The organism is Sphingorhabdus sp. EL138 (assembly GCF_900258045.1).
Lineage (GTDB): Bacteria > Pseudomonadota > Alphaproteobacteria > Sphingomonadales > Sphingomonadaceae > Parasphingorhabdus.
The window spans coordinates 1,081,369-1,104,912 of record NZ_OGVD01000004.1; the positions used below are offsets into that span (position 1 = coordinate 1,081,369).

General features: G+C 52.7%; 16 protein-coding genes. 9 read left to right on the forward strand and 7 right to left on the reverse strand.

What is annotated here, in order from left to right; all coding sequences use genetic code 11:
• Nucleotides 1-147: 147 nt before the first annotated feature.
• On the reverse strand, nucleotides 148-1,383 hold the full coding sequence (locus DK507_RS15145) for a pyridoxal-dependent decarboxylase, exosortase A system-associated (RefSeq protein ID WP_109357147.1): 1,236 nt from the start codon (nucleotides 1,381-1,383) through the stop codon (nucleotides 148-150).
• Nucleotides 1,380-2,921 carry an acyl-CoA ligase (AMP-forming), exosortase A system-associated gene (locus DK507_RS15150; protein ID WP_109357148.1) on the reverse strand — a complete coding sequence of 514 codons (1,542 nt, stop codon included), beginning with the start codon at nucleotides 2,919-2,921 and terminating at the stop codon, nucleotides 1,380-1,382. The genes DK507_RS15145 and DK507_RS15150 overlap by 4 nt, the downstream gene beginning before the upstream one ends.
• Nucleotides 2,922-2,962: 41 nt before the next feature.
• Here DK507_RS15150 and DK507_RS15155 point away from each other — a divergent pair, with 41 nt between their 5' ends.
• Genes DK507_RS15155 through DK507_RS15170 form a run of 4 tightly spaced genes read left to right on the forward strand, consistent with a single transcriptional unit; the run spans nucleotide 2,963 to nucleotide 5,835 of the window.
• Nucleotides 2,963-3,994: a GNAT family N-acetyltransferase gene (locus DK507_RS15155; protein ID WP_109357149.1), complete on the forward strand. Its 1,032-nt coding sequence runs from the start codon at nucleotides 2,963-2,965 to the stop codon at nucleotides 3,992-3,994.
• A 43-nt stretch (nucleotides 3,995-4,037) separates the two neighbouring features.
• The gene (locus DK507_RS15160) at nucleotides 4,038-4,310 is read left to right on the forward strand and encodes an acyl carrier protein (RefSeq protein ID WP_109357150.1); all 273 of its coding nucleotides are present in this window, start codon (nucleotides 4,038-4,040) and stop codon (nucleotides 4,308-4,310) included.
• Nucleotides 4,307-5,017, forward strand: a complete 711-nt coding sequence (locus DK507_RS15165) for a hypothetical protein (protein ID WP_109357151.1) — start codon at nucleotides 4,307-4,309, stop codon at nucleotides 5,015-5,017. The genes DK507_RS15160 and DK507_RS15165 overlap by 4 nt, the downstream gene beginning before the upstream one ends.
• Nucleotides 5,014-5,835 (forward strand): hydrolase 1, exosortase A system-associated, encoded by an 822-nt coding sequence (locus tag DK507_RS15170; protein WP_109357719.1) that lies wholly within the window; start codon nucleotides 5,014-5,016, stop codon nucleotides 5,833-5,835. The genes DK507_RS15165 and DK507_RS15170 overlap by 4 nt, the downstream gene beginning before the upstream one ends.
• Here DK507_RS15170 and trxB read toward each other — a convergent pair whose 3' ends face one another.
• The gene (gene trxB / locus DK507_RS15175) at nucleotides 5,836-6,801 is read right to left on the reverse strand and encodes a thioredoxin-disulfide reductase (protein WP_109357152.1); all 966 of its coding nucleotides are present in this window, start codon (nucleotides 6,799-6,801) and stop codon (nucleotides 5,836-5,838) included.
• 257 nt (nucleotides 6,802-7,058) lie between these two features.
• Here trxB and DK507_RS15180 point away from each other — a divergent pair, with 257 nt between their 5' ends.
• The 3 genes from DK507_RS15180 (at nucleotide 7,059) to DK507_RS15190 (ending at nucleotide 9,486) form a co-directional block, all read left to right on the forward strand.
• Complete coding sequence (locus tag DK507_RS15180; RefSeq protein WP_216822395.1) at nucleotides 7,059-8,003, forward strand: EamA family transporter; 945 nt, start codon at nucleotides 7,059-7,061, stop codon at nucleotides 8,001-8,003.
• 41 nt (nucleotides 8,004-8,044) lie between these two features.
• Entirely contained in the window at nucleotides 8,045-8,923 is an 879-nt protein-coding gene (locus DK507_RS15185; RefSeq protein WP_109357153.1) for a LysR substrate-binding domain-containing protein, read from the forward strand.
• Nucleotides 8,924-9,087: 164 nt separating this feature from the next.
• Nucleotides 9,088-9,486 (forward strand): RidA family protein, encoded by a 399-nt coding sequence (locus DK507_RS15190; protein ID WP_109357154.1) that lies wholly within the window; start codon nucleotides 9,088-9,090, stop codon nucleotides 9,484-9,486.
• Nucleotides 9,487-9,547: 61 nt separating this feature from the next.
• Here the strand turns inward: DK507_RS15190 and DK507_RS15195 are convergent, their stop codons facing one another.
• Complete coding sequence (locus DK507_RS15195; protein WP_162559075.1) at nucleotides 9,548-11,302, reverse strand: helix-turn-helix domain-containing protein; 1,755 nt, start codon at nucleotides 11,300-11,302, stop codon at nucleotides 9,548-9,550.
• Nucleotides 11,303-11,824: 522 nt separating this feature from the next.
• On the opposite strand from DK507_RS15195, the gene DK507_RS15200 reads away from it, so the two are divergent.
• A complete protein-coding gene (locus DK507_RS15200; RefSeq protein WP_162559076.1) occupies nucleotides 11,825-14,737 on the forward strand; it encodes a hypothetical protein in 2,913 nt (970 codons plus the stop codon).
• A gap of 10 nt (nucleotides 14,738-14,747) precedes the next feature.
• On the opposite strand, the gene DK507_RS15205 is transcribed toward DK507_RS15200, so the two are convergent.
• Both DK507_RS15205 and DK507_RS15210 read right to left on the reverse strand, forming a co-directional pair.
• A complete protein-coding gene (locus tag DK507_RS15205; RefSeq protein WP_109357157.1) occupies nucleotides 14,748-17,366 on the reverse strand; it encodes an EAL domain-containing protein in 2,619 nt (872 codons plus the stop codon).
• Between the two features lie 75 nt (nucleotides 17,367-17,441).
• Nucleotides 17,442-20,507 carry a S8 family peptidase gene (locus tag DK507_RS15210; protein ID WP_109357158.1) on the reverse strand — a complete coding sequence of 1,022 codons (3,066 nt, stop codon included), beginning with the start codon at nucleotides 20,505-20,507 and terminating at the stop codon, nucleotides 17,442-17,444.
• Between the two features lie 379 nt (nucleotides 20,508-20,886).
• Between DK507_RS15210 and DK507_RS15215 the strand changes: the two genes are divergently transcribed.
• Nucleotides 20,887-22,611, forward strand: coding sequence for a solute:sodium symporter family transporter (locus tag DK507_RS15215; protein WP_109357159.1), 1,725 nt, complete (start codon nucleotides 20,887-20,889; stop codon nucleotides 22,609-22,611).
• Here the strand turns inward: DK507_RS15215 and DK507_RS15220 are convergent.
• Nucleotides 22,604-23,539, reverse strand: coding sequence for a TauD/TfdA family dioxygenase (locus tag DK507_RS15220; RefSeq protein ID WP_109357160.1), 936 nt, complete (start codon nucleotides 23,537-23,539; stop codon nucleotides 22,604-22,606). The genes DK507_RS15215 and DK507_RS15220 overlap by 8 nt on opposite strands.
• Nucleotides 23,540-23,544 lie beyond the last annotated feature (5 nt).

A 23,544-nucleotide genomic window follows, 5' to 3' on the forward strand; every position in this document is an offset into this window, starting at 1 on the left:
GGCGAACGGTCGATTCCACGGAGAAATCGGCCGATCACACATAGTCTTGCGAAAGCTATCGGTGAAAATAGTGAAGATAGCGTTAGGATTGATAGAAATTAGGGTTAATATTTCCCGGTTTTATTGGGATTGTGGAGTCTTGCGACCTCAACCAACCATTACTTCCCTGGCTGCCCCCTGCCCCAGAAAATTTGCAGGACTGGCTGTCGCACCATAAGCCCCGGCACAGAATATCGCGACCACATCGCCAACCTGTGCGACCGGCATTTCCGCACGGTCGCTCAAAAGATCAAGCGGGGTACACAGACAACCCACAATGGAAACAGTCTCTTCCGATGGTTGATCATAACGGTTTGCGATCGCCGCTGGATAGTTTCGGCGGATCACCGTTCCGAAATTACCGCTTGCGGCGAGCTGATGATGCAGGCCGCCATCTGTTACCAAAAATGTCTCGCCCTGACTCTCTTTCCGATCCACAATCCGGGTCAGATAAACCCCGGCTTCACCAACAAGATAGCGCCCTAGCTCAAGCGCAAATTGCGTATTCGACAATATAGCAGGCAGATCAGAAAACTGTTGCTTCAAGGCAATCCCGATTTCCATGATATCCAAGGCCTCGTCACCAGGAAAATAGGGTATACCGAACCCCCCACCCAGATTAACATGTTCCGGACTATGGCCGATTTCATCGGCCAGTCGCGCCGCCAGGGCAATGGTCTGCGCCTGAGTTTCTATAATGGCATTGGCCTTCAAAGCCTGCGACCCGGCAAAAATATGGAATCCGCGCCAGTGCGCGTCTGATGCCATAATCTTGCGCACGGTTGGAGCAACGAGGTCAGTGTCCATACCAAATTGCTTGGCACCACCGCCCATTTTCATACCGGAGCCCTTCAAATCGAAATCCGGGTTAACGCGGACCGCAAGGTGCGGTTTAACCCCTTCCCGGGCACCAATGGACAGAGCCCGGTCACATTCGTTCGGTGATTCGATGTTGATCGTAACGCCGGCCCTTATGGCTTGCAGCAGTTCATCATCCCGTTTACCCGGACCAGCGAAGCTGATGTGGCCCGCAGTAGCCCCAGCCCGCAAAGCCATGGCCAGCTCACCGCCAGAGGCAATATCGATACCATCAACAAGGGTAATCATGTGCGAAAGCACAGGTGTAAAGGGATTGGCCTTCATCGCATAATGAATGTGTAATTGTTCCGGCATAGCTGCACGCAAAGCTTCAATCCGCCGACTAAGCAGGTTCTCCGAATAGACAAAAAGCGGTGAGCCATGCTCGCCCACCAAATCAATGGCAGATGCACCGCCGATAGCGAGCTCTCCGCTTACACTTTCATAGCCGTCAGGTATCGGGCCGATAGGCTTGACCTTGTTCATATATTCCGGGCCTTTGCCAATGCGTTACGATCCAGTTTCCCGTTAGGGTTTTTTGGGAATTCTTTCATCACAACAATATCCCGCGGGTGCATAAAATTCGGTAAATTGCGTTTAAGATATTTATTCAACGCCTGCCCAATATCTTCTGTTTCCTGACCTGTAGCAGGCCGAACATAAAGGCAAATCGCATGCCCCAACCGCTCATCCGGAACGCCGATAGCCACGGCTTCCGCGATAAACCCGGACTCAACCGCAACCTCTTCAATCTCTGATGGACTGATCCGGTTTCCGGAGCTTTTGATCATATTATCGGTTCGTCCAACGAAATAAAGCAAGCCATCACTTTCTTGCCTGACTGTATCGCCCGACCAGACTGCTATTCCGCCATATTCGGATGCCGCTGGTGCCGATTTGAAGCGTTCGGCTGTGCGGTCATCATCCTGCCAATATCCCTGTGCCACAAGCGGTCCGGCATGAACGAGCTCCCCCTCTTGCCCAACTGCTGCAATATCGCCATCTGAGCCAACCACCATGATTTCCGCAAAAGGAATAGCGGTTCCCATGCTGGTCGGATTGTCATCGATCAACGCCGGTTCCAGATAAGTGGATCGAAAAGCCTCGGTCAATCCGTACATGGCGTAAATATCTGTCTTAGAGCCAAAAATAGCCCGTAATTGCTTCACCAGAGATGGCGTCAAGGCACCGCCGCTATTGGTGAGTCGGCGCATGGATAATATCGCCTCCTCTGACCAGCTCTGGTCCACCAGTTGCACCCAAAGCGGGGGCACAGCAGCCAAGGTTGTAATGGCTTCACGCCCGCAGGCCTTTATGACATCGCGCGGTGTCAGATAATCCAGTGGATAGGCGCAACCTCCCGCAAACCAGGTCGAAAGCAACTGATTCTGGCCATAATCAAAACTCAGGGGCAGCACACATAGCGTTCGGTCATCGGGCTTCATCTTCAGATATTGTGCGACACTGACAGCACCAAGGCTGAGATTGGCGTTGGTGAGCATGACACCCTTTGGCCGTCCGGTTGACCCGCTGGTATATAATATCGCTGCTAAAGCGTCGACATTCTTGGCAGTTTCATTGGGTTCCAACGGATCCGCAACGTTGTCCATATCGGTCGAAACCGCTGCATCGTTCCAAACTGCACATCCCTTATCGACCGGCATATCTTCAAGAGACTTTATGCGCCCGGTATTGGTAATCAGCAGTTTTGAGCCACTGTCTGTCACGATATGCTTTACCTGGGCAGGCTTCAGAATCGGATTAACTGGCACATGCACCAATCCCGCACGAACGGCTGCGAGCGGCATGATACAGGCCATTTCCGTCTTCGGCAGCCATGTCGCTACCCGGTCGCCTTTTTCGAAACCTTGCTCCAATAACCAACGCGCCAACACACCCACACGATGATTTAACATCTTGTAGCTAAGAGAGCCTGAGCGTGTGACCAAGGCCGTGGCGTCAGGATCTTTTCCAACGGCAAGACGGTCCAAAGGGAACGCGTATTTTATGTGTTCAGTAGTCAAATGCTTGAGCCTATGGGAAAAAGTAGAAATTTGTGACAGACATGACGATAGCAATGAACAGTGAATATCACGATAATTTCCAGTCGGCGCAAGCCGAAGCTGGCGAGAAGCTTGACCGGAGCGTTCAAAAGTCACTGTTCGATCGTATGGAATGGCTGAAACAACTGCATGAGCAGTGTCTGCCCGATACTCAACCGCTGATCGTTCATAGCGCCGAAAACGATGCGCAAGCGTGGATGTTCCTGACGAAAAAAAGGTTCGGAAACTATACCGCGCTCGCCAACTGGTATAATTTTACCTATCGACCAATTTTTACCGGGAAATTTGATGAAGTCACAAAGTTGGCTTTGCTTGCGGGGGTTGCAAAGAAGCTTAAATCCCTTTCACATCATATTGAAATTGCTCCTGTCCCAGAGGAAGATTACGCCGCCAGTCTGACCGAACGCGCGTTTGAGCAAGCCGGTTGGGTGGTATTCAAATCAAAAGCGGATGACAATCATATCCTTTCGGTAAACGGCCGCACATTCGACCAATATTGGGCTGAGCGGCCTGGCCAACTACGCAACACAGTTCGCCGCAAGGCGAAGAAAAATATCGTTTCCATCCGGATCGAGACCGAATTTTCCGCAGAGCATTGGGCGGATTATTGCGATGTTTACGCCAAAAGCTGGAAACCAGAGGAAGGCAGTCCGGATTTCCTGAAAAATATTGCCCAGCAGGAGGCCGCTGCGGGATGCTTGCGCCTTGGCCTTGCCTATATTGATGGCAAGCCCGTTGCAGCGCAATTTTGGACCGTGGAAAATGGTGAAGCGCTTATCCACAAGCTTGCTCATATAGCTGATGCCACCAAATCATCGCCCGGCACTTTGCTATCCGTTGCCATGTTTCAGCATGCCATTGATGTTGATCGGGTGAAACTGATCGATTTCGGCACAGGTAATGATCCTTACAAGCGCGAATGGATGGAAGACGTCCGTACACGGTATCGTTTGGAGATGTTTTGGCCCAATAACCCTCTTTCCTGGTTGCCTATCCTGCGTCACCGGATGTCAGCCCTTGTAGGAAAGCGTTGATCGCTTTAGGGAAGCGCGGTTATCCGGATTCGGGGGTTTATTGATGTCGGAAAATACGGAATTGACGCCAGAAGCCGCTGTCCGTGCGGTCATGCAGGACATATTGGGACTGGACGAAGCACAAGTTGCTGCGTTTACCGCGGAAACTGAGCTTTTTGGTGCGCTACCTGAACTGGACAGCATGGCGGTAGCAGGGCTTTTGACCGAGTTGGAAGACCGTCTCGATATCATGATCGAGGATGATGAAGTCGATGGCGAGCTTTTCGAAACATTCGGAAATCTCGTTGCCTTTGCTGAGATGAAAGCAGCCGAGTGACGGCAAGGCTCGACTATTCGAGTTATCAGTTTCAAGGACATGATGAACTTTGCCTGCAGGTTGGCGCTATCCACGCAAAAACCATCCTGATCATCCCGCCGCTTTTCGATGAAATGAACCGCATGCGGCGGATGCTGGTCGACATGATGCGCCTGCTTGCTGAACATGGTATCGGCAGTATCCTGCCCGACCTGCCCGGCACCAATGAAAGCCTTTTCCCTCAGGAGCAGGCCAGTTTGAAAATTTGGCGGCAGGCGCTGGCGACTTGTTCCGAAACACTGTCCGAGCCGCATCATATCGCCTCATTTCGCGGCGGATGCCTAATCGATGATTTTAATGATGACGCTGAAAAATGGCGGCTATCTCCTGCAAAAGGCTTAACTTTACTGCGAACAATGATGCGTACGCGCATGGCCTCTGACAAAGAGGCGGGGCTATCCACGGATATGGCGCAATTGGTCGCAGAGGCAAAGCAAGGTCAGGTCAATCTTGCAGGCAACAGCATTGGTCATACCCTGTTTGCCGAACTCGAAGACGCCTTGCCCGCTCAGTCCGATAGCGTTCGCACGGTACAGCTGGAAAACAACACACAACAAGCCGATGTGCGGATCGTCGGCTCGGCGCTTTGGTTACGTGCTGAACCTGGTGACGACATGCTTCTTTCAGGCGCCATAGCGACCGACTTGGCAGCATGGGTAGCGGCATGACGCGGTCCTTTCATCAATTTATATGCGAGGATACAATGCTCGCCGGCACGCTCGACAGCGGCACTTGGCCGACCGGACTATTGATTGTAAGCGGCGGCAATGAGATCAGGGCTGGCGCTCACTCCGGCATGGCCAAACTGGCAGAGGAGATTGCCCGCAATGGCTTTCCGGTCTTTCGCTATGACCGCCGCGGAATTGGCGACAGCAGTGGTAGCAATGAGGGGTTTTTGGAGACGAAAGCCGATATCGAAGCCGCAACGGAATATTTCCGCGAAACATGCCCTAAGCTTTCCAAGATAGTCGCTTTCGGCAATTGCGATGCGGCTACCGCTTTAGCGCTATTTGGCAACAATACAGCTATTGATCGCACCATATTGGCCAACCCGTGGGTTATTGAAGAAGCTGATCCGACCTCGCAAACGCCAACCAAGCCGCCCCCTTCTGCCGTCCGGTCGCGCTATTGGGCGCGTTTGAAAAATCCCAAGTCAATTGTCGACCTGTTTACCGGCAAGGTCGACTTAAGAAAGCTTGCGAGCGGCCTTAAACAAGCGACTCAAAAACAAGAAAATACTGACCTTGCCAATCGTCTTAGAAATGGATTGATCCAGCTCGACAAACCGTGCCGCATATTGCTGGCCAGCAAAGATACTACCGCTCGCGCGTTTCTGACGGCTTGGACCAGCAAAGACTTTGCAGCTGCCAGAGCGTTGCCGAACATTACCACCGAGGCACTAGATAGCGCGTCTCATAGTTTTGCCGACGACAAGTCCAAACGCTGGCTCGAAACCCAGCTTTTGGACGTCCTCAAAAACGCCTGATTATTCAGCCGCCAGCAACTCAAACTCTTCTTCAGCTAGAAAACGCTCTGCATCGAGCGCCGCCATACAGCCGGTTCCCGCCGCTGTCACAGCCTGCCGATAAACATGATCCATCACATCACCACAGGCAAAGAGTCCCGGAATCTTGGTCTTTGGTGTGCCTGGCTCAACCTCGATATACCCCCCGTCGATCAGATCGAGATGGTCTTTGAATATCTCCGTTGCAGGCGCGTGACCGATGGCTACAAATGCACCATCCGTAGCGAGATGGCTTTTCTCACCTGTCTGCGTATCGACCAGATCAACACCGACCAGACCTTCCGGATCACCGCCACCGACAAATTTTTCCACCGTCTTGTTCCACAACACACTGATTTTCGGATTGGAAAGAAGCCGGTCCTGCAGAATTTTCTCAGCGCGCAAGCTGTCTCGGCGATGGATCAGGGTGACGTCATCGCTGTGATTGGTCATATAGAGCGCTTCTTCCACCGCAGTATTTCCGCCGCCGATCACGACCACTTTCTTGCCGCGATAGAAAAAGCCGTCACAGGTCGCACAGGCCGAAACGCCCTTGCCTCCTAGTTCTTGTTCGCCTTCGACGCCCAGCCATTTGGCTTGCGCACCGGTGGCAATGACCAGCGTATCGCCTTCATAGATCGTTCCGCCATCACCAGTCATCCGAAAAGGCCGTTGCGATACATCTACATCTACGATCGTATCAAACATGGTGCGTGTGCCGACTTTTTCCGCTTGCGCCTGCATTTCCTCCATCAACCATGGGCCCTGAATGACATCACGGAACCCCGGATAATTCTCCACATCGGTTGTGATTGTCAGCTGACCACCTGGTTGAAGCCCCTGCACCACAATCGGTTCCAACCCGGCGCGCGCTCCATAAATAGCGGCACTCAACCCGGCAGGGCCAGAGCCCAGGATCAGCATTTTGGTACGATGTGTTTCGGTCATATTTTCATCCTAGATTCGTTTTATCCCACATAAGGATGCAGGGCCGCTCTCGGCAAGAGGTGAGAAGAGAAGAATCACTGTTGGCGGAGATAAGAGAACTATCGAGGATAACAACGACAAAGATGAGTTTTTCTCCTCAACCCATTTCCAAAATGTCGTTTCTCAAGTTATCATTTTCGGCCCAGTTAATCGAATATGGATTTACGAACCCTTTTTCCCAGTTTTTCTGACTCTCCCCACTTGCAGCGGTTCGTTGCTTGCTGGCGGACGGTTTTAAGTATCAGCGACCGATGATAGTTTTAAAGGATGTACTGCTATGTCTAGCGGTTGTCTGTATCTGGGGCGCAAGTTTCACTGTCGTCAAGACCGGCCTAGATGAACTGCCACCTCTTTTATTTATCGCTTGCCGGTTTTTTGTTGCCGCAGTTCCGGCTATCTTTTTCATTCCTTTTCCCAGAACATCCATATGGAATGTTGTTGCGATCGGAACCTTTCTAGGCATTGTAAAATTCGGTCTGTTGTTTGTAGCAATGAGTCAAGATGCCAGTGCGGGGATGGCATCACTGCTGTTGCAGGCACAAATATTCTTCACGATTTTTTTGAGTTATCTGGTTTTTGATGAGAAGGTCAAAATGGGACAATTGACCGGCATCGTCTTTGCTGTTGTGGGCTTCCTGTCCTTCTTCTTGAGTATCGGAGGAAACGTATCAAATTTCGGTCTGATGCTTTTGTTGGGAGCTGCGTTGGCATGGGCCGTCGCCAACATCATCATGAAAGGGATGGTTGGCGTCAATCTTCTCCACCTTATGATTTGGGCCAGTCTTGTCCCTATCATTCCGATGCTTGTTGCATCTCATTTCTTGGAAAGCTCAACACCGGTTTCACTGATTTTGACCCTTTCTCCCCAAGGATGGGCAAGCATTATCTACATGGGTTATCTTGCAACTGTTGTTGCTTATGCGATCTGGGGATGGCTGTTGCGCCAGTATAACAGCGCCACAGTGTCGCCATTTGCATTGTTGATACCTATAGTTGGAGTTGCAATCTCCTCCCTATATTTGGATGAGGTTTTTAGTCGGTGGGAGATGATGGGCATGCTGCTTGTCATGACAGGTCTGGTAATATGTGTGGTTGATGAGAAAATATTGTCGATTTACAAGCTCGCCCGCATTCGATTTGTGCGTTTCCGATACAAGAGCTAAACTATGCGCTGAATCGAATTCCGGTGCTGGAGCGCGTGTATATGGATAAACGGTTACCCCCACTAAACGCGATCCGAGCATTTGAAGTTGCAGCTCGACATCTCAGCTTTGTCCGTGCTGCCCAGGAACTGGGCGTCACCCAAAGTGCCGTTAGCAAGCAGATTCATTTGCTGGAGGATTTTATCGGAGCCCAGTTGTTCGATCGTTTACCCGGCGCACTCGCATTAACATTGGAAGGTCGCGCCCTTCGAGATTCTGTTTATCCCGCATTTCGGATTTTGGAAGAATCCTTCCAGCGATTTTCGAGAAAACCTCCTCGGTCAAAAGTAATTCGGTTGGCTACGGTGGCGTCATTCGCATCCCAGTTTTTAGTGCCACGACTTGCTTCATTTGCTGAACAGTTTCCCGACATAGAGTTGGAACTGTTAACATCAGACCGCGTTGTGGATCTCACAAAAGAAGAAGTAGATCTAAGCATTCGTTATGGCGCCGGAGAATGGGACGGTCTGATTTCGAGGGAACTGGTGAAAGGTGAGCTAATTCCTGTCTGCGCGCCACGACTGCTTGATGAAAAAGATCATAATATCGATACTCTTGTTACTGCCAATCGTCTGATACAGGTGTTTGCACAAAATGAGTGGAATCTCTGGGAGACAGAATCGGGAGTTGCGCTGCCCAAAGTCGAACACGCCTTCATCATCGAACATTTCATGGTTGCTGCGAAAGCAGCCATTGGTGGGCATGGTCTTGCCCTATTACCAAGACTTATTGTGCAGGAATATTTGACAAAGGGCGTTTTGGTCGAGTTTTCGGAACCGATGAATTGGCATCATAGTTTTAGTGTTACCCACCTGCCCAATGCCGAGAAAAATCCGACCATTCAGATGGTAATTGACTGGTTATTCACCGAAGCGGCTTGATGGTTAGAACCATCCTATGATCACTATCAGTTAACTCGGGAAAATTTCTCCTGATCCTGTTGCCATATACTCGCTTTTTGAACTTCCCCTTTTGCACCATTTGAATCGGCAGCAAATGCATTGGCCAATCCAAACAGGCCGTTGCTGATACAAAAGGAGTATTTATGACAATTTCCAAACGACTGGATCCCTTCCCGGTAGCCTCCCCATATCATGGCATTTATGCTCACGGCGTTGAAACACCCGCCGGTGCGCGCACGCTGTACATATCGGGTCAAATTGGAGATTCTCCAGACGGCGGCCCGCTTTCACCAACGGTACAGGGTCAATGCCGGCAGGCGTTGAAAAATGTTGAGGCCGTTCTGAAAAAAGCCAATATGGAATTTTCAGATATTGTAAAAATGTCATTCTTCCTGGTGCGCCGGGAAGACATGGACGGGCTTGTCGAGGTTAGAAAAGAAATCCTTGATGGCGTACGACCAGCTATCACGACGGTATTTGTCGCCGGGTTAGTCTCACCCGACTGGTTGGTCGAAGTCGATGTCGTGGCTTGCGCACAATAAGTTCGATGCTGTTTTTTGCTTTGATAGAATATCGTTCTCAGCCACATTCTTCCCAAACGCACTAGGTCACAGCTTTGAGTGATTTCAGGGCCTGACTGGGGGCTTCCCGGAACTCCCGGCGGTATAATTTGGCAAAGTGGCTGACACTGGCAAATCCTGACGCATCGGCAATTTCCGCAACCGTGTCGGCTTGACGAAGCAGGATGAGGTCACGGGCATAGCTCAGCCGTATCGATCGGATGAAGGCCGCTGGTGTCAACCCTTGTGATTTTTTCAGCCGGCGGCCGAGCGTTTTTTCAGTAACCCCTAATTCGGAAGCGAGCGCGCCGGCACTAAAACCTCTCTGGTTCACATTTTCGATGACCGATTGGGTAGCGCGGTCCAGAAAACCCTGCTCCGATGGCGGTGTCAGTTTGTTATCGAGGCCGCTCGCCCGCAGGGCATCGAGCATACTGCTTTTTGATACCGAATTCTGCTCTTGCTGATCCTCTGCCATGTCGATTTGATCCCGAAGCTTTATCGCTTCGGTCACCGCAGTGTTCCTTTGCCTTTGCATGGCATTGATCATGATCGAGATTGCGATCATCATGAATATCGCCTCCACGATCGTCGAGCTGGTATAGCTCAGCGTAATTGGCCGCATCATGATCAGATCAAAGGCCGAACTGGTTTCCTTAACTGCGACCGGGAACTTGAAAAAATAGAGCGACGAAAAAAGACCGAGGCTAAGCGCCACCAGAGACGCAAAAACCGGAACAGCCTGCTTTACGCCATCAAGCATTTTTCGCCCCGACACATAGAGCAGAATAAACGGATTGAAGATGAGCAGTATGGAAACCGGCGTTCCCCAATCAAATGGATCGATCATCGCCCATATGGTGCCAACCACGCCAAGGCCGGTTAGCCAATGGAATATAGTCTGCTTTCTTTTCCGCGGATCGGTATCGATGGTCAGGAGTATCCGGCAATATTGAATATTGGCGATCATCACCAGACCGGATGCCAGTTCAATAAACGGTCGCCACTGCTGCGTTGAAATGGTTGAACCAAACAGGACGCGCGGCCACCCGTCATACAGGAATGTCATGCAGAACATGCCGACCAGATAGACCGCATAAAATTGATAGAAACGGGGGTGGATATGCCGAAACAATATCAGGCTGAACAGGATCATGATAATGCAAAAGCCCAGCATCACGGCGGATATGGCGGTAAAGCCGCTGGACCAGCTCGCCAGCAGATTAACCGATCCGATGACCGGTGTGACGGCGGGCGCATAGGTGCCCGAAACACGGGCATAATAGGTTTCTTCCCCACCCGGTTCGATGCGGAAAGAGACAGCAGTTTGCAGCCTGTCATTGTCGCTTTGCGCCGCCGGGATGGTCCGGCCATCTTGCGCTATCTGGACAAGCGTGCCGCCGCGCACGTGAAACAGGGTCACGTCATCCACCACGGTTTCCATGAACGATATGCCCCATGCTTTTTCGTCCGCATGCGGATTGCGGGCTGTGAATTTCAACCACAGCGCGCCGGGGCGTCGCGCGATATCAAACTGCTCTTCGCAAGGTATGAAGGTGAAGGTCTGGGCGGCTATCCTGTCCGCACTGATCGTTCCCGCCCTGTCCAGAAAGTAACTCGCGGCAAGTGGTTTTAACTGGCCGTTCGGCAAATCGGCGAGAATATTGATACTCGCCCTGTCTTCGCCACTCTCAACACAGTTTTCACTACCGCCCTGCGCGAAGGCTGCCGGAGGTACCACATGAATGCACAATAGCAACGCGACCCAAAAAAATACCGTTGCTCGTGTGAATTTCATCACGGTGATTCTTCGGAAAATAGCCACTTGCATGGTATTTCGAGACAGCCGTTAGACCATGAAGAGCGTATTTCGGACAAAATTGGATGCGTTTCGGACAATCTGGCCACGACCCCTTTTTCCCTCCCTTTACCGCTGTTTACATCATCTCAGAAACGGATCGGCAGTGCAATGGTTGGAAACGGCATATTGCAAACGGACTGACTCGGCCCAGCGCCGATCATCGTCGCTGCCTCCATTTCTACGCCGGTTATCGACCAGAGACCGGCGGTTTGAAAGCACCGGGGAGGACCATATGAGCCACTATTTTACGCGCTGTCGCACGACCGAGATTCGAGCCTTCGAGGCTCGATGTCGAGGGGGCATGAGTAGGCACCCGCGGGAATGGGCGGGGTGCTCCCCGGTGTCCCGTCCATTTCGCGCGTGCCCTCAAGGCACTCCAGATATCCCACAAATATTATCGGGCCGACCCGCCCGCTAAGCCGCCGCACTGGCGCGCACCCCAATCAAGGAATTTGCATCATGACCTCTTCAATCAAAACCATCCGCTGCAGTCTTTTACTCGCAACCAGCATCGCGGCGCTGACCGCCGCCAACCCTGCTTCGGCGGAAACCTGCCTGCTCGATCGCAATAACAACGGCGAGGTAGACCCCGGCACCGACAATGATGGTGGCGCGGATGCGGAGGGAAATGGCTCCCAATTGGCTTGCGGAGTTAGGGCAGCGGCAACAGGCGATAGAAGCACCGCCATCGGGTTTAGAAGTGAGGCCAGCGGCGAAACCAGCACCGCGATCGGATTTGAAAGTGAGGCCGCCGGTGATCGCACCACCGCGATCGGATTTAGAAGTGAGGCCAGCGGTACAGGTGGCACTGCGATCGGGCAGGCCAGTGTGGCCAGCGGTCTAAGTGGAACCTCCATGGGAACCGGTAGCAGAGCAACCGCAACGAACACCACCGCAATTGGTTTTGTAAGCGATGCCACCGCTCTAAATGCCACAGCATTAGGCACTTTAAGCGAGGCAACGGCGATCGCCAGCACAGCGATTGGCGTATCGAGTGATGCCACTGGCAATGACAGCACAGCCCTAGGCCGGTCGAGTATGGCTACGGCTATAGACACTACTGCAACCGGCGCCTTTAGTGCGGCGACCGGTATCAACAGCACAGCATTGGGCCACTCCAGTCAGGCCAGCGGTGACCGCTCTATTGCTATTGGCGCTGATGGCGAGGATGCAGATGATCAGGGCGCGACCGCATCTGCCAGCGGTGCAATTGCAATCGGCAATGATGCGCAGGCGACCAGCGAACGGGCGGTGGCCCTTGGTCTTGGTGCGATTGCATCCGGCTCCACTGCGGTTGGCGGGGGAGCCCAGGCCACTGGCGAGGGGTCCGTTGCTGTCGGTACGGATTCTCGAAGCACCGGTGCGCGTTCTGTTGCCATAGGCGAAGATGGCCAGGACCCCGATGCTCTGGGCGCGCGGGCCACGAGCGATGACAGCACGGCAGTGGGCAATGATGCATTGGCCAACAATGCCCAAGCAAGCGCGTTCGGGTCCGGAAGTGCGGCGAGCGGGACCGGCAGCATCGCCATTGGAGCGTCCAGCCAGGCCAGTGCTGCACGCAGTACCGCCGCCGGATTTAACAGCGTGGCCAGCGGTTTGGGCAGCGCCGCCATCGGGGCTTCCAGCGAGGCTAGTGGTATCAACAGCACCGCTATCGGACGCGACAGTCGGGCCAGCGGGGTCGGTAGCACCGCTACCGGAACTTTCAGTGAATCTAGCGGTATCAGCAGCACTGCTACCGGGCAGGCTAGTGTGGCCAGCGGTGAACGCAGCACCGCCATCGGAACTTCCAGCGACGCAACCAGTGCATATAGCACCGCACTCGGTTCTCTCAGTCAAGCCATTGGTGACCGCAGCACCGCCCTCGGTTCAAGAAGTGTGGCCAGCGGTGACCAGTCTATCGCTATTGGTGCAGATGGCGACGATCCCAACAATATTGGCGCTCTTGCCGCTACCGCCTCCGCCAGGGGCGCGGTCGCAATCGGTAATGAAACGCAGGCAACGGCGACTAATTCGGTGGCGCTGGGCGCTGGATCCATTGCTAATCGCGCCAACACTTTATCGGTCGGCTTTGTCGGCGGTGAGCGGCAGATAACCAACGTTGCAGCAGGCACCGAGAATACCGATGCCGCCAATGTCGGACAGGTCAATGTCGTGGAGAATGCGGCCGCTAATGCCCAATCGACTGCCGATACTGCTCTCGCTAATGCGGCGACAGCGCAAAACACCGCAGATACCGCGCGCGCGGAGGCTGCCGCCGCGCAGACCCGTGCGGATGAGGCTTTTACCAATGCCGCCACGGCTCAGACGACCGCTGATACCGCTCGCGCAGAAGCCCGAGCGGCGCAGCAAGCGGCGGATCAGGCGGGCGCCGGCGTGGTCGATGCGCAGGCCAAGGCGGATGAAGCTTTTGAAAATGCCGTCAAGGCGCAAGCCAGTGCCGATACCGCTCGCACGGAGGCAATGCAGGCGCAGACCGACGCCAATCGCGCGCTGGCTCAGGCCAATGCCAACAGCGAAGAACTGGCCTATTTTCACAGCAACAGCAGCGGCCCCGGCGCCAGCGCCACCGGTCAGGATGCCTTGGCGATAGGCACCGGCAGCGAAGCCAGCGGCGAAGAATCCGTGGCCATCGGAGTTGGTGCCAAAGCAATAAATGGCAAAGCCGTCTCCATCGGCTCCAATAATACCGCCTCTGGCAATGGCGCAGTCGCCATCGGTGATCCCAATTTTGCAACCGGCACGGGCGCAGTTGCACTTGGTGCGGACAACACCGCCACAGGAACGGGCGCGGTCGCCATCGGCAATCTGAATGTTGCGATTGGAAACGGCGCAATCGCTCTCGGCAATGGTGCCAGTGCCACAGGAGAAGGCGCTGTGGCCATCGGTCCGGGTGCGGTTGCAGACCGTGATAACTTGATCGCGCTGGGCGGCGAAGGCGCGACAGTGCGTATCTCCGGCCTCACCTCCTCTGCCAGTCAGGCCGCGCAAGAAGGCGCACTCAGTCTAGTCACCACGGATGTCGCCGGTAATCTTGGCGCATTGAACATCGATGTTCGCGGACTAGTCGATTTTGACGGACGTATCGCGGCACTGGAAACGCGAGCGGACCGATTGACAGAACGAGTCTCGCTTATCGATCGCCAAGCCAATGGCGGAATCGCAGCAGCAATGGCCATGTCCGGTGCCATGATCGTGCCAGACAGCACCATGTCGCTATCTTTCAACCTCTCCACCTATGGCGGGCAACGCGGTTTTTCGACCGCATTTGTCGGCCGATTGACAGAAAAAGTCTATTTCTCCGGCGGAATTGCAGGATCCTCAGTCAAGGGCACAACCGGTGCACGGGTTGGCTTTGCAATTGGCTTTTAGACGACTCGTTTCAGCCAACTTTACGTTGCAGTTCGTTGTGATAAAATGGAACAACTGCGTTTTCGTAGATATCTGTAGTTGTTTTACCGGACACCGATTTTGTCGGACGTGAAAACAGATAGCCTTGCAGCTGGGTGCAGCCCAGTTCCTGCATGATAGCCAGTTCTTCCCTGGTCTCAATTCCTTCCGCGGTTGTTTCCATTCCCAGTTCCTGGGCCATGGAAACAATTGCACGGATAATCGCGAGGCTTTCAGTTGATCCCTGCGTAGCCGACTTTACAAAGCTGCGATCGATCTTGATGGTCGAAAAACTGGCGCGGCGCAGATAGCCAAGTGATGAATAGCCCGTGCCAAAGTCATCCAGAACCAAATTGATCCCCAGCGAACGCAAACCTTCCAGAATCGCGTCCGTTTTTTCATGTTTGTCGAGGAAGACGCTTTCGGTAACCTCCAGCTCCAGCCTTTCCGGGCTGAGGCCGCTGGCGGCCAGAGCGCTGATGATGTTACTGGCAAGACCACCACCTTCAACCTGCAGGGCCGAAACATTGACAGAAAGCCTGACATGATCCGGCCAGGTTTTTGCATGCTCGCAGGCCGTGCGCAAAACCCAAGAGCCAATATGGCCAATCAGACGCGCTTCTTCTGCGATCGGAATAAAAATGGCTGGAGAAATCTCTCCGCGGGTGGGATGATCCCAGCGCAGTAGAGATTCGTAGCCGATAATCTCTTCACTGTTCGCATCTACAATCGATTGATAGGCAATCGACAGATCACCATTTTCCAGTGCATCACGCAGATCATTTTCCAGGATATGGCGCTCATCTGCTTCGATCTGCATGAATTTCTTGTAACGAACGCACTGCCCCCTGCCCGACTCTTTCCCATGGTAAAGAGCAAGGTCAGCGCTGCGCGTCAGCGTTTGGACATCGTCACTGTCATTCGGTCCAACCGCCATACCAACGGTAGCTCCGACATTTACCGACGTTCCTTCAATGGAATGAGTACCACTCAGCTGCCGAATTACCTCTTCACCGAGCTGTTCGAGTGCTCCGTCGCTTTCGATATCCGGAACCACCAAGGCAAATTCATCACCGCTCAAGCGAACGGCATGGGCCTTGTTGCCGGCCACATCCTTCAGATGTTCCGCAACATGACAGAGCAGCTGGTCGCCAATATTATGTCCTAGCGTATCATTGACCGTTTTGAAGCGGTCCAGATCGATCAGCATCACAGCACAACGTCTTCCGGCTTTGCCGGTTTGCGCAAGCGCGTCTGACAAGAGCATGCGGAAGTAGCCACGATTGGGGAGACCTGTTAACAAGTCATGTTTCGCGGCATGCGACAACCGGGCATTAGCCGCGCTAACCTCTTTACGCCGACGCCGGACAGAAACCACAGCAAAAAACAGAGCGCCGATAACCGCGAAAGCTACAACCAGTAGTAGGCTGGTATAGCGCAGCGTGGTTTGCGATTGCGTCAGCAACAATTCCCGCTGTGCCTCTTTCGCTTCCAACTTGGAGATTTCCAACTCGCGATTGGCATCATCAAATTGCGCCGCCAAAAGTGCCGAGTTGGTGGATGCAGCCAGATCACGACCATTATCGTCAAGACGTTTGAATGCGCGGAGATGCTGCAGAGCCTCTTTATGGCGGCCCAGCGCACTGAATACTTCATGTGCTGTTGCGTGGTAGTCGCGATAGGACATTGTCGAGCTTTCCAGATCGACGCCTTCAAAAGTCCTGTTGATAAAATTCTCGGCCTGCATCAACCTGTTGTCAGCCACTGCAATCTGGGCTCTTGTTCCCCAAAGAAAAGGCTCCCATTCGGCCGCTGCACCGTCCGCGAGACCAAGACCTGAGGTCGCTGTCTTATCGGCTCTCTTCAGGTCGCCCTGAGCATATTGTGCGAAGGCGAGATTGGTAAGAATACGGGTTTGTAACAGCGCACTGTCCATTTCCTTTGCGACCTCTAGTGCAAGGCCATATTCCCTCTCAGCCTCGGCAAACTTACCCATATCGCGCAAAGCATTACCGCGATTATTATGCGACGAGAGGTTGAGAGCAGGATCATCTGCATAAACCGATTTTGCCTGATCATAATAGCTCAAGACCCGCGGATAATCGCGAGCCTCATAATAGATCGAACCGATATTATGCAGAATGATCGCCTGACTGCGCTTCTGATCAAGCTTTTCATATATCCGGTAGGCAGAATGCAACGTCGCCAGAGCTTGCTCCACCCGGCCGGTCTGCCCAGCAATGGCGGCGGATGATTTCAGCAGATCCGCATGCAATTTGGTGTTAGGTGCAACCTGCTTAACGCTTTCCAGCGCCTCGGCAATGACCGGAGCCGCCTGCTTGGGCTTGTTGAGACGAGTCAACGCCTCCCCTTCCAACCACTGGCTGGTGGCAATCGAAATGGCCATCTGTGCCTGAGGCATGGCTTCTGCCATCATCGCCGCTTTACGTGCAGACTTCAGGGCAAGGCCCGGATCAGACATCATCGATGATTTTGTCTCTGCGATCTTCGCATCAAATGGAGATAGCTCTGCGTCTGCTTGCGCGTTGGCAGCAGGGATGTTCCAGGTAGCGCTCAGCAATAGTGCCGCTGCTATTTTTCGTCCCAACATTTTTGCCACCCCCCGATTAGCAAATCGACTAACTAGGGGTGAGTATGGTTACGCAAATCACCCCTAAGAAATCTTTTAGAATGGGATACTTAGCAGACCACCTGCTATTATTTGGTTAACATTGTTACCTGAATTTCCACCATATTCAGCGCGGCCAAAGAAAGACAGTTCGCCTCCCCCCTTCATCGGGGTGGCATAGAGAAATTCTCCGGTGAAGCGGCGGCTGTCATCGGCAATACTGAAACTGCGTGTAACAGTCCCAATTTCGCCGGTTGATCTGTCAACCACTTCAACGGCACTATATTCAACTGTACCGTTTTCGATATGCATCGGCTGTGTGAACGACAGGCGCAAACGGTCATTTTTGCGCATCAGCCCCTGTTTTCCGATGGAAAACGCATAGGCAGAACTTCTAACATTGCCGTTCGTCCGCAAATTCTGGTCGCTACCACCATTTGACTTGGTAAGCGCGGCGGTGGCGGATGCAGCGATATTGATGCCGTGCGGCAGGTCGAAACTTGCTCCCAGTGTCATCGTTCTGCTCTGTGAACCGTGCCGTAGATCGTTATCGAGTGCGGATTGGACACCGAGCAGGCCGTCTTTTTCGTCCAGGGTCGCGAAACTCACGCTCACTGTCGCAGCCTTTATCGGTTTATGCGTCATTCTAAGGTTGAATGCGCTGGCCTGATAATCCTTGGCACCGCGTAATTGCGCCCGTTCAGCTTCGGTTAGTTCGAAATTTTCCGAGTGATCAAGACGGCGACTGGTCATACCAACTGCAATTTTGGTATTTTTTGCAATCGCAAATTCGGCATCAACAAACCCGCCACCCGAGGCCAGACCGAGAATGGGGTTCAAACCACCGTTGTTTGAATCATAATCTGACGTCAGACCAAAAGACTGCTGGCCGAGCAATGCGATCGCACCCTGTCCATAGCCTGCATTGAACGAGAATTTGCCCGCTGCATCGCCAAATTTCACTGCGCTATGTGGGATTTCACCTTGCCGACCATTTCTCAGATACTGCGTCGGGTTAGCCGCCGACACCGCAAAGTTCCAGCCTTCCCGTTTCGGACTCGCATAGCTGGCAATATCAGTAAATCCGCCCACTGTGTTCGATGCCGTAAAACCGTTGGTCGACCAGTCAACAAATCGCTCGGTGATATAGGATTGGAAATATTCGTTGGATCCGGTCACGCTTGATTTTTGGCCAATTAGCTGGTCTGAAAATGGCACGACAAAGTCGCGATACGTATTCCCGATTGTCTCAAACATAGTTAGGAAAACGCCTTCGGCATTCCAGGTATCACCTACGCCTGTCCTTTGAAGGTCTGACGAAGTTCGCTTGATTTTTTTGTTGTTCCGATACTCATAAAAATCAAGTGCGCCAAAATCTAAGGGTGACTGGGACGCCTCTACGTCAAGCAATCCCACACCATAGACATCGTCGACACCTGGTTCGCCCAGATCCTTGGCGGATTTCAAAATGATGCTGACGGTTTCTTCCGGATGCTGAGCAAGCCAGGGCCAGCGATCATGCAGCAATGTTATCGCACCTGATACCAAGGGCGCTGCAAATGATGTGCCGGACCGTCGGGTTACACCGCCGTTGCCGTCAGCCATCAATATGAGTTCGCCGGGCGCGACAATAAAAATGTCCCGGAGATAGTTACCATCGACACAGTGGCCCGATGTCGAAAGACAAACCGATCCCGGCTTGTTTGACAGACTGGAAATATTCCCGACCGGGTCAATGGCGCCGACCACAATTAGTCCAAAATCCGCATTGCGTTTGAATTCGACATCTTGGGTTTGCGTCATGCCATCATTTCCGGCAGCAATCACAAACACCGTGTCATTCGCAACACTTTTGACCTTGCTATCGTTAAACACATTGTTCCACTCAGGGTGCAGCGTCCAGCCTGACACGCCAAGAGACATATTGATAACGCTGGCATTCGCACTCTTCAGCGAAACAATACCATCCTCAATGTCATCCCAGGATGCGCTGCCGGTATGGTCAAACGGGTTGTAGGTTGCGACCGAAGCATTGGGCGCAATCCCCATGACACCGCGACCGTCGTGATCAGCAATCAAAAGACTGGCGACGCCGGTTCCATGCCCACCAACATGGGCCTGATAACCACCGGAATGGAAGACATTACCTTCAAGGTCCGGATCATTAACAATGGAAGAGTCCAAAATGCCGATGACGCTATCTGCGCCGCTGCCCTGAATTTTTGTCAGCTCTGGCGTCCAGTTGACGGCTTTCATCCAGTGATCAACGCGGTCGTTGCCAGTATATTCCATCAACCCGTCAAACCACTCCGTTACCAGCTGCGCACGCTTCGCAGCAGTCAAGGAACGGAAACCGGCGACCCGGTCACTGGTAATACCGAATTTTGAAAATAACGGATCCAGAAATGCAGCTTCGAAAGATTGGCCTGTGCGTGCCTCTATGGCTGATCCCCAAACATTTCTGGACTGATTGATCAAATCCGTGATCTGATAGTTCAAACGGCTGGTTTTCCAGTTGGCATCGCCATTGTTGGCGATATCATTCAGCTGCAAATTGGTCTGTCTCCAGCTCGCACCAAAACTCTGCCAAAAGCCGTTCATCTGGTGATAGCTCGGCAATATATGACCGGAGTCTGGATCTATCGCTCCTTCGAATGGATCAATATTGCCACCGAAGGGATCAACATTGCCAGCAAACGGGTCGATCGTTCCCCAAAGTGCCCGGATCTCGCCATGAAACGGATTAATATTCCCTGCGAACGGATCGATATTGCCCTCAAAAGGATTAATGTTACCCGCGAATGGATCAACGTTACCTGCAAAGGGGTCAACATTTCCGGAAAATGGGTCAATCGTTCCCGAAAACGGGTCGATAGTACCGGAGAATGGGTCAATAGAACCGGAAAACGGGTTGATATTGCCACCCATCGGTACAACCGGGCGCAAATCCGGACCGGCTGCAGAACCAGAAACAGGAGCCTGCTCACCATGCGCCACCATGACGTCATTGGCTGGCCAATCAGGCGCAACCTCTGCCGTCTGCGCGACGGATGGCACCGCAGTGCTCAATATGATTGTCGCAATAGCCAACTGGCTGGAGCGATAGTTTCCTGGTCGTTTCATTTTTACCCCGTTCACCCACGAACTTATAATGAATGAATTAGGGGTCGTTTGTTAACCAGCGCGCAAAAATATAGATTAATAGTAATGTAACCACAGCCCGGCGCAGATTTCTCTACAATCTACTCTCACCATCATTGGTTTCAAAGCTGGTGAAGGCGGCCTAACTTGCTCAATTTTAATGGGATTCGACCTCAAGCAGAGCTTTTTATTAATAGGAAACTTGCTTGAAAAAGACCTGCGATGGACATGATTCTTTAAACTCTATCGATTTGGACGAATAGCGGAAAGAACAACCACTTTAGCTCTATCTCATATGTTAATATGACAATTAACCTGTCTCAACATTGCAATGTCGCGCGATCCTGCGCACTAACTTGACATGCAAAACGCGAATCTGTTTTTCACCCTGGCCAGCTGTATCTTCTTCATGGGACTGGTTGCCTTTATTTCATGGCGGAAGACACGCGGCGGAGTAGACAGCCGTGACGGTTATTTTCTCGCCGGTCGCGGTCTTGGCAGCGTGTTTATTGCGGGTTCACTACTTCTGACCAACCTGTCGGCGGAACAGCTAATCGGTTTAAACGGCTCCGCCTATGGTTTTAATCTCAGCAGCATGGCGTGGGAGGTGACGGCGGCGGTTGCAACCATTGCCATGGCTCTGATTTTCCTGCCTCGTTATCTGGCCGGCGCTTTCACCACCCTGCCCGAGTTTCTCGCGGATCGTTTTGATGCCGATGTCCGCCGGATGTCGGTGATTTTATTCATGCTCGGCTATGGATTAATAACCATCCCTTCGGTGCTTTATTCCGGTTCCATTGCGGTCATGCAGCTTTTCGATGTCCCCGATCTGCTGGGCATTTCCTATTTCGAGGCGCTGGTTGTCACAGTGCTGACAATCGGGGGGATTGGTTCAATTTATGCCATTTTTGGTGGCCTCAAAGCTGTCGCGGTATCAGATACGATAAACGGCATTGGCCTGTTGATTATCGGGATCCTTGTTCCGGTGTTGGGGCTGATAGCCTTGGGCGAAGGAAATTTCGGGCTCGGCCTGGACAAATTGGTCAGCGATCATCCAGAAAAGCTCAGCGCCATTGGCGGCGAAGATGATCCCACACCATTTGGGACCTTGTTTACCGGGATGCTCTTCGCCAATCTCTTTTACTGGTGCACCAACCAATATGTAATCCAGCGAACCTTGGGCGCTTCCTCTTTGGCAGAGGGGCAAAAAGGCGTGTTGTTCTCCGGCTTTTTCAAGGTGCTGGTGCCATTCATGATGATGATACCGGGCGTTATCGCCTTTCATCTTTATGGCCCAGGCCTTGGCTCCATTGATCAAGCCTATCCCCGGCTGATCAAGGACGTAATGCCGGTTTATCTGGCCGGTTTCTTCCTGGCAGTGTTGTTGGGCGCTGTGTTTAGTTCGTTCAATTCATTGCTCAATAGCGCCGCAACCCTGTTCTGTCTGGACGTCTATGGTCCATGGCGTAAAAATGAGGCGAGCGATGCCGACTTGGTGCGGGTGGCAAAAATTGCGAGTATCGTCATCGCGCTGTTTTCGTTTGTGGTAGCACCTTTGCTCTACTTCGCTGAGCAGGGATTATGGCAGATCATCCGGATATTCACAGGTTTTTATAACATTCCTACAGTAGTGATTGTAATAATAGGGTTATTTACCAAGCGCGTACCGGCAATTGGTGCCAAGATCGTTATCTTGTTTCACGTAACCGCTTACGCGCTGCTGCGTTTCGTATTTGACGAAACGGTCACACTTCATTTCCTCCACCAATATGCCATCCTGTTTGTAATCGAGGTCATGATCATGCTGGTTGCAGGATATCTGCGACCCCGCGAAACGCCTTGGAATTTCAAGATCAACGCACAGGTGGATCTGCAACCCTGGCGCTTTGCGAAACCACTGGCGGCAACGCTCTTTTCCTGCGTTGTCGGGCTCTATCTGCTGTTCTCATCCATCGGACTGGCCTCTGGTGAAGGACTTGGCAATCTGTTCTACTCGCTGATGCTGACCATAGTCCTGGCAAATATCATCTACTGGGCCTGGGCCGCGAAATCGAGGACTGTGGACGCGTCGAGGCAGCCTATTTAATAAGTGACGCCAGCACCTTACGCGTGCCTTTGAACGGCTGCCGACCATGCATCACCATGAAATTGTCGACCAGTGCCACATCACCATCCTGCCATTGCAAGTCATAGCTCAGATCGTCTGCCAGCCCGATTGCCGTTGCCATGCTCTCTGCAGCGATGGGTGATCCATCGCCAAAACAAATCGATTTTGACGGATCATTACGTTTGTCCGCCCACCCGCGATAAGCAGCGATGAGCTGATTGAAAAACACCCGCCGTCCATCGGGCAGCGTGCGCACCGCATCCAGTCTGGGCGATGTTACACGCAATGTGCCATCATCCTGCCACTCCCAGTCATAACCAAGTGCGTCGAGCCGCTTCTCCGCCGCCTTCCTGTCCGGGGCATTGAGGGTGCTTCGCCAGCTGCGCCCCTGACCGGAACCGGGATCATCTGCCGCCGGCATGACGTTGGTATAGCGTACACCTTTTGTGGCGAAGGCTTCCACCAGTTCTGGCTCCGCCTCTTCCAGCTTGCTCAGTAATATATCGGACCGGCAAAGTGGCGTCGCGCCGCCTTTGTCTGCGGCAATATTGCAATAGAAAAACAGTTTGGACGGATAAATCGGCGTTTGTGCCATTTCATGATGGAGGAAGATGCTGGTCTCCGGCGGCGCTTCGTTGGCGGTAAAAACGCGCGGCGTAAGATTAATCCGGACCGCATTGGAAAGCGATTCTTCGTAAGGAAAATTCTCTGCACCATAAGACTCAACCGCAACGTCAAAATCTTCCACTGCCGGAACATGAAAACCGCGAAACAGAACTGCACCGCTTTTCATGAGTTGCTCGTCCACGTCACCTCGCCCATTAGCTAGATAATCCGCCAGGTTTGATCCGCTATCGGACGTAATTATTTCGGGGAAAGCAACATCATTCCAGTTCTGCTGTTTCATCGCCT

Bases quoted from the DNA above. Each gene is read 5' to 3' on its own strand.
- DK507_RS15220 (WP_109357160.1), bottom strand. From the start codon at position 23,539: ATGAAACAGCAGAACTGGAATGATGTTGCTTTCCCCGAAATAATTACG.
- DK507_RS15160 (WP_109357150.1), top strand. From the start codon at position 4,038: ATGTCGGAAAATACGGAATTGACGCCAGAAGCCGCTGTCCGTGCGGTC.
- DK507_RS15145 (WP_109357147.1), bottom strand. From the start codon at position 1,383: ATGAACAAGGTCAAGCCTATCGGCCCGATACCTGACGGCTATGAAAGT.
- DK507_RS15210 (WP_109357158.1), bottom strand. From the start codon at position 20,507: ATGAAACGACCAGGAAACTATCGCTCCAGCCAGTTGGCTATTGCGACA.
- DK507_RS15185 (WP_109357153.1), top strand. From the start codon at position 8,045: ATGGATAAACGGTTACCCCCACTAAACGCGATCCGAGCATTTGAAGTT.
- DK507_RS15155 (WP_109357149.1), top strand. From the start codon at position 2,963: ATGACGATAGCAATGAACAGTGAATATCACGATAATTTCCAGTCGGCG.
- DK507_RS15200 (WP_162559076.1), top strand. From the start codon at position 11,825: ATGACCTCTTCAATCAAAACCATCCGCTGCAGTCTTTTACTCGCAACC.
- DK507_RS15190 (WP_109357154.1), top strand. From the start codon at position 9,088: ATGACAATTTCCAAACGACTGGATCCCTTCCCGGTAGCCTCCCCATAT.
- DK507_RS15170 (WP_109357719.1), top strand. From the start codon at position 5,014: ATGACGCGGTCCTTTCATCAATTTATATGCGAGGATACAATGCTCGCC.
- trxB (WP_109357152.1), bottom strand. From the start codon at position 6,801: ATGACCGAAACACATCGTACCAAAATGCTGATCCTGGGCTCTGGCCCT.
- DK507_RS15215 (WP_109357159.1), top strand. From the start codon at position 20,887: ATGCAAAACGCGAATCTGTTTTTCACCCTGGCCAGCTGTATCTTCTTC.
- DK507_RS15195 (WP_162559075.1), bottom strand. From the start codon at position 11,302: ATGAAATTCACACGAGCAACGGTATTTTTTTGGGTCGCGTTGCTATTG.
- DK507_RS15205 (WP_109357157.1), bottom strand. From the start codon at position 17,366: ATGTTGGGACGAAAAATAGCAGCGGCACTATTGCTGAGCGCTACCTGG.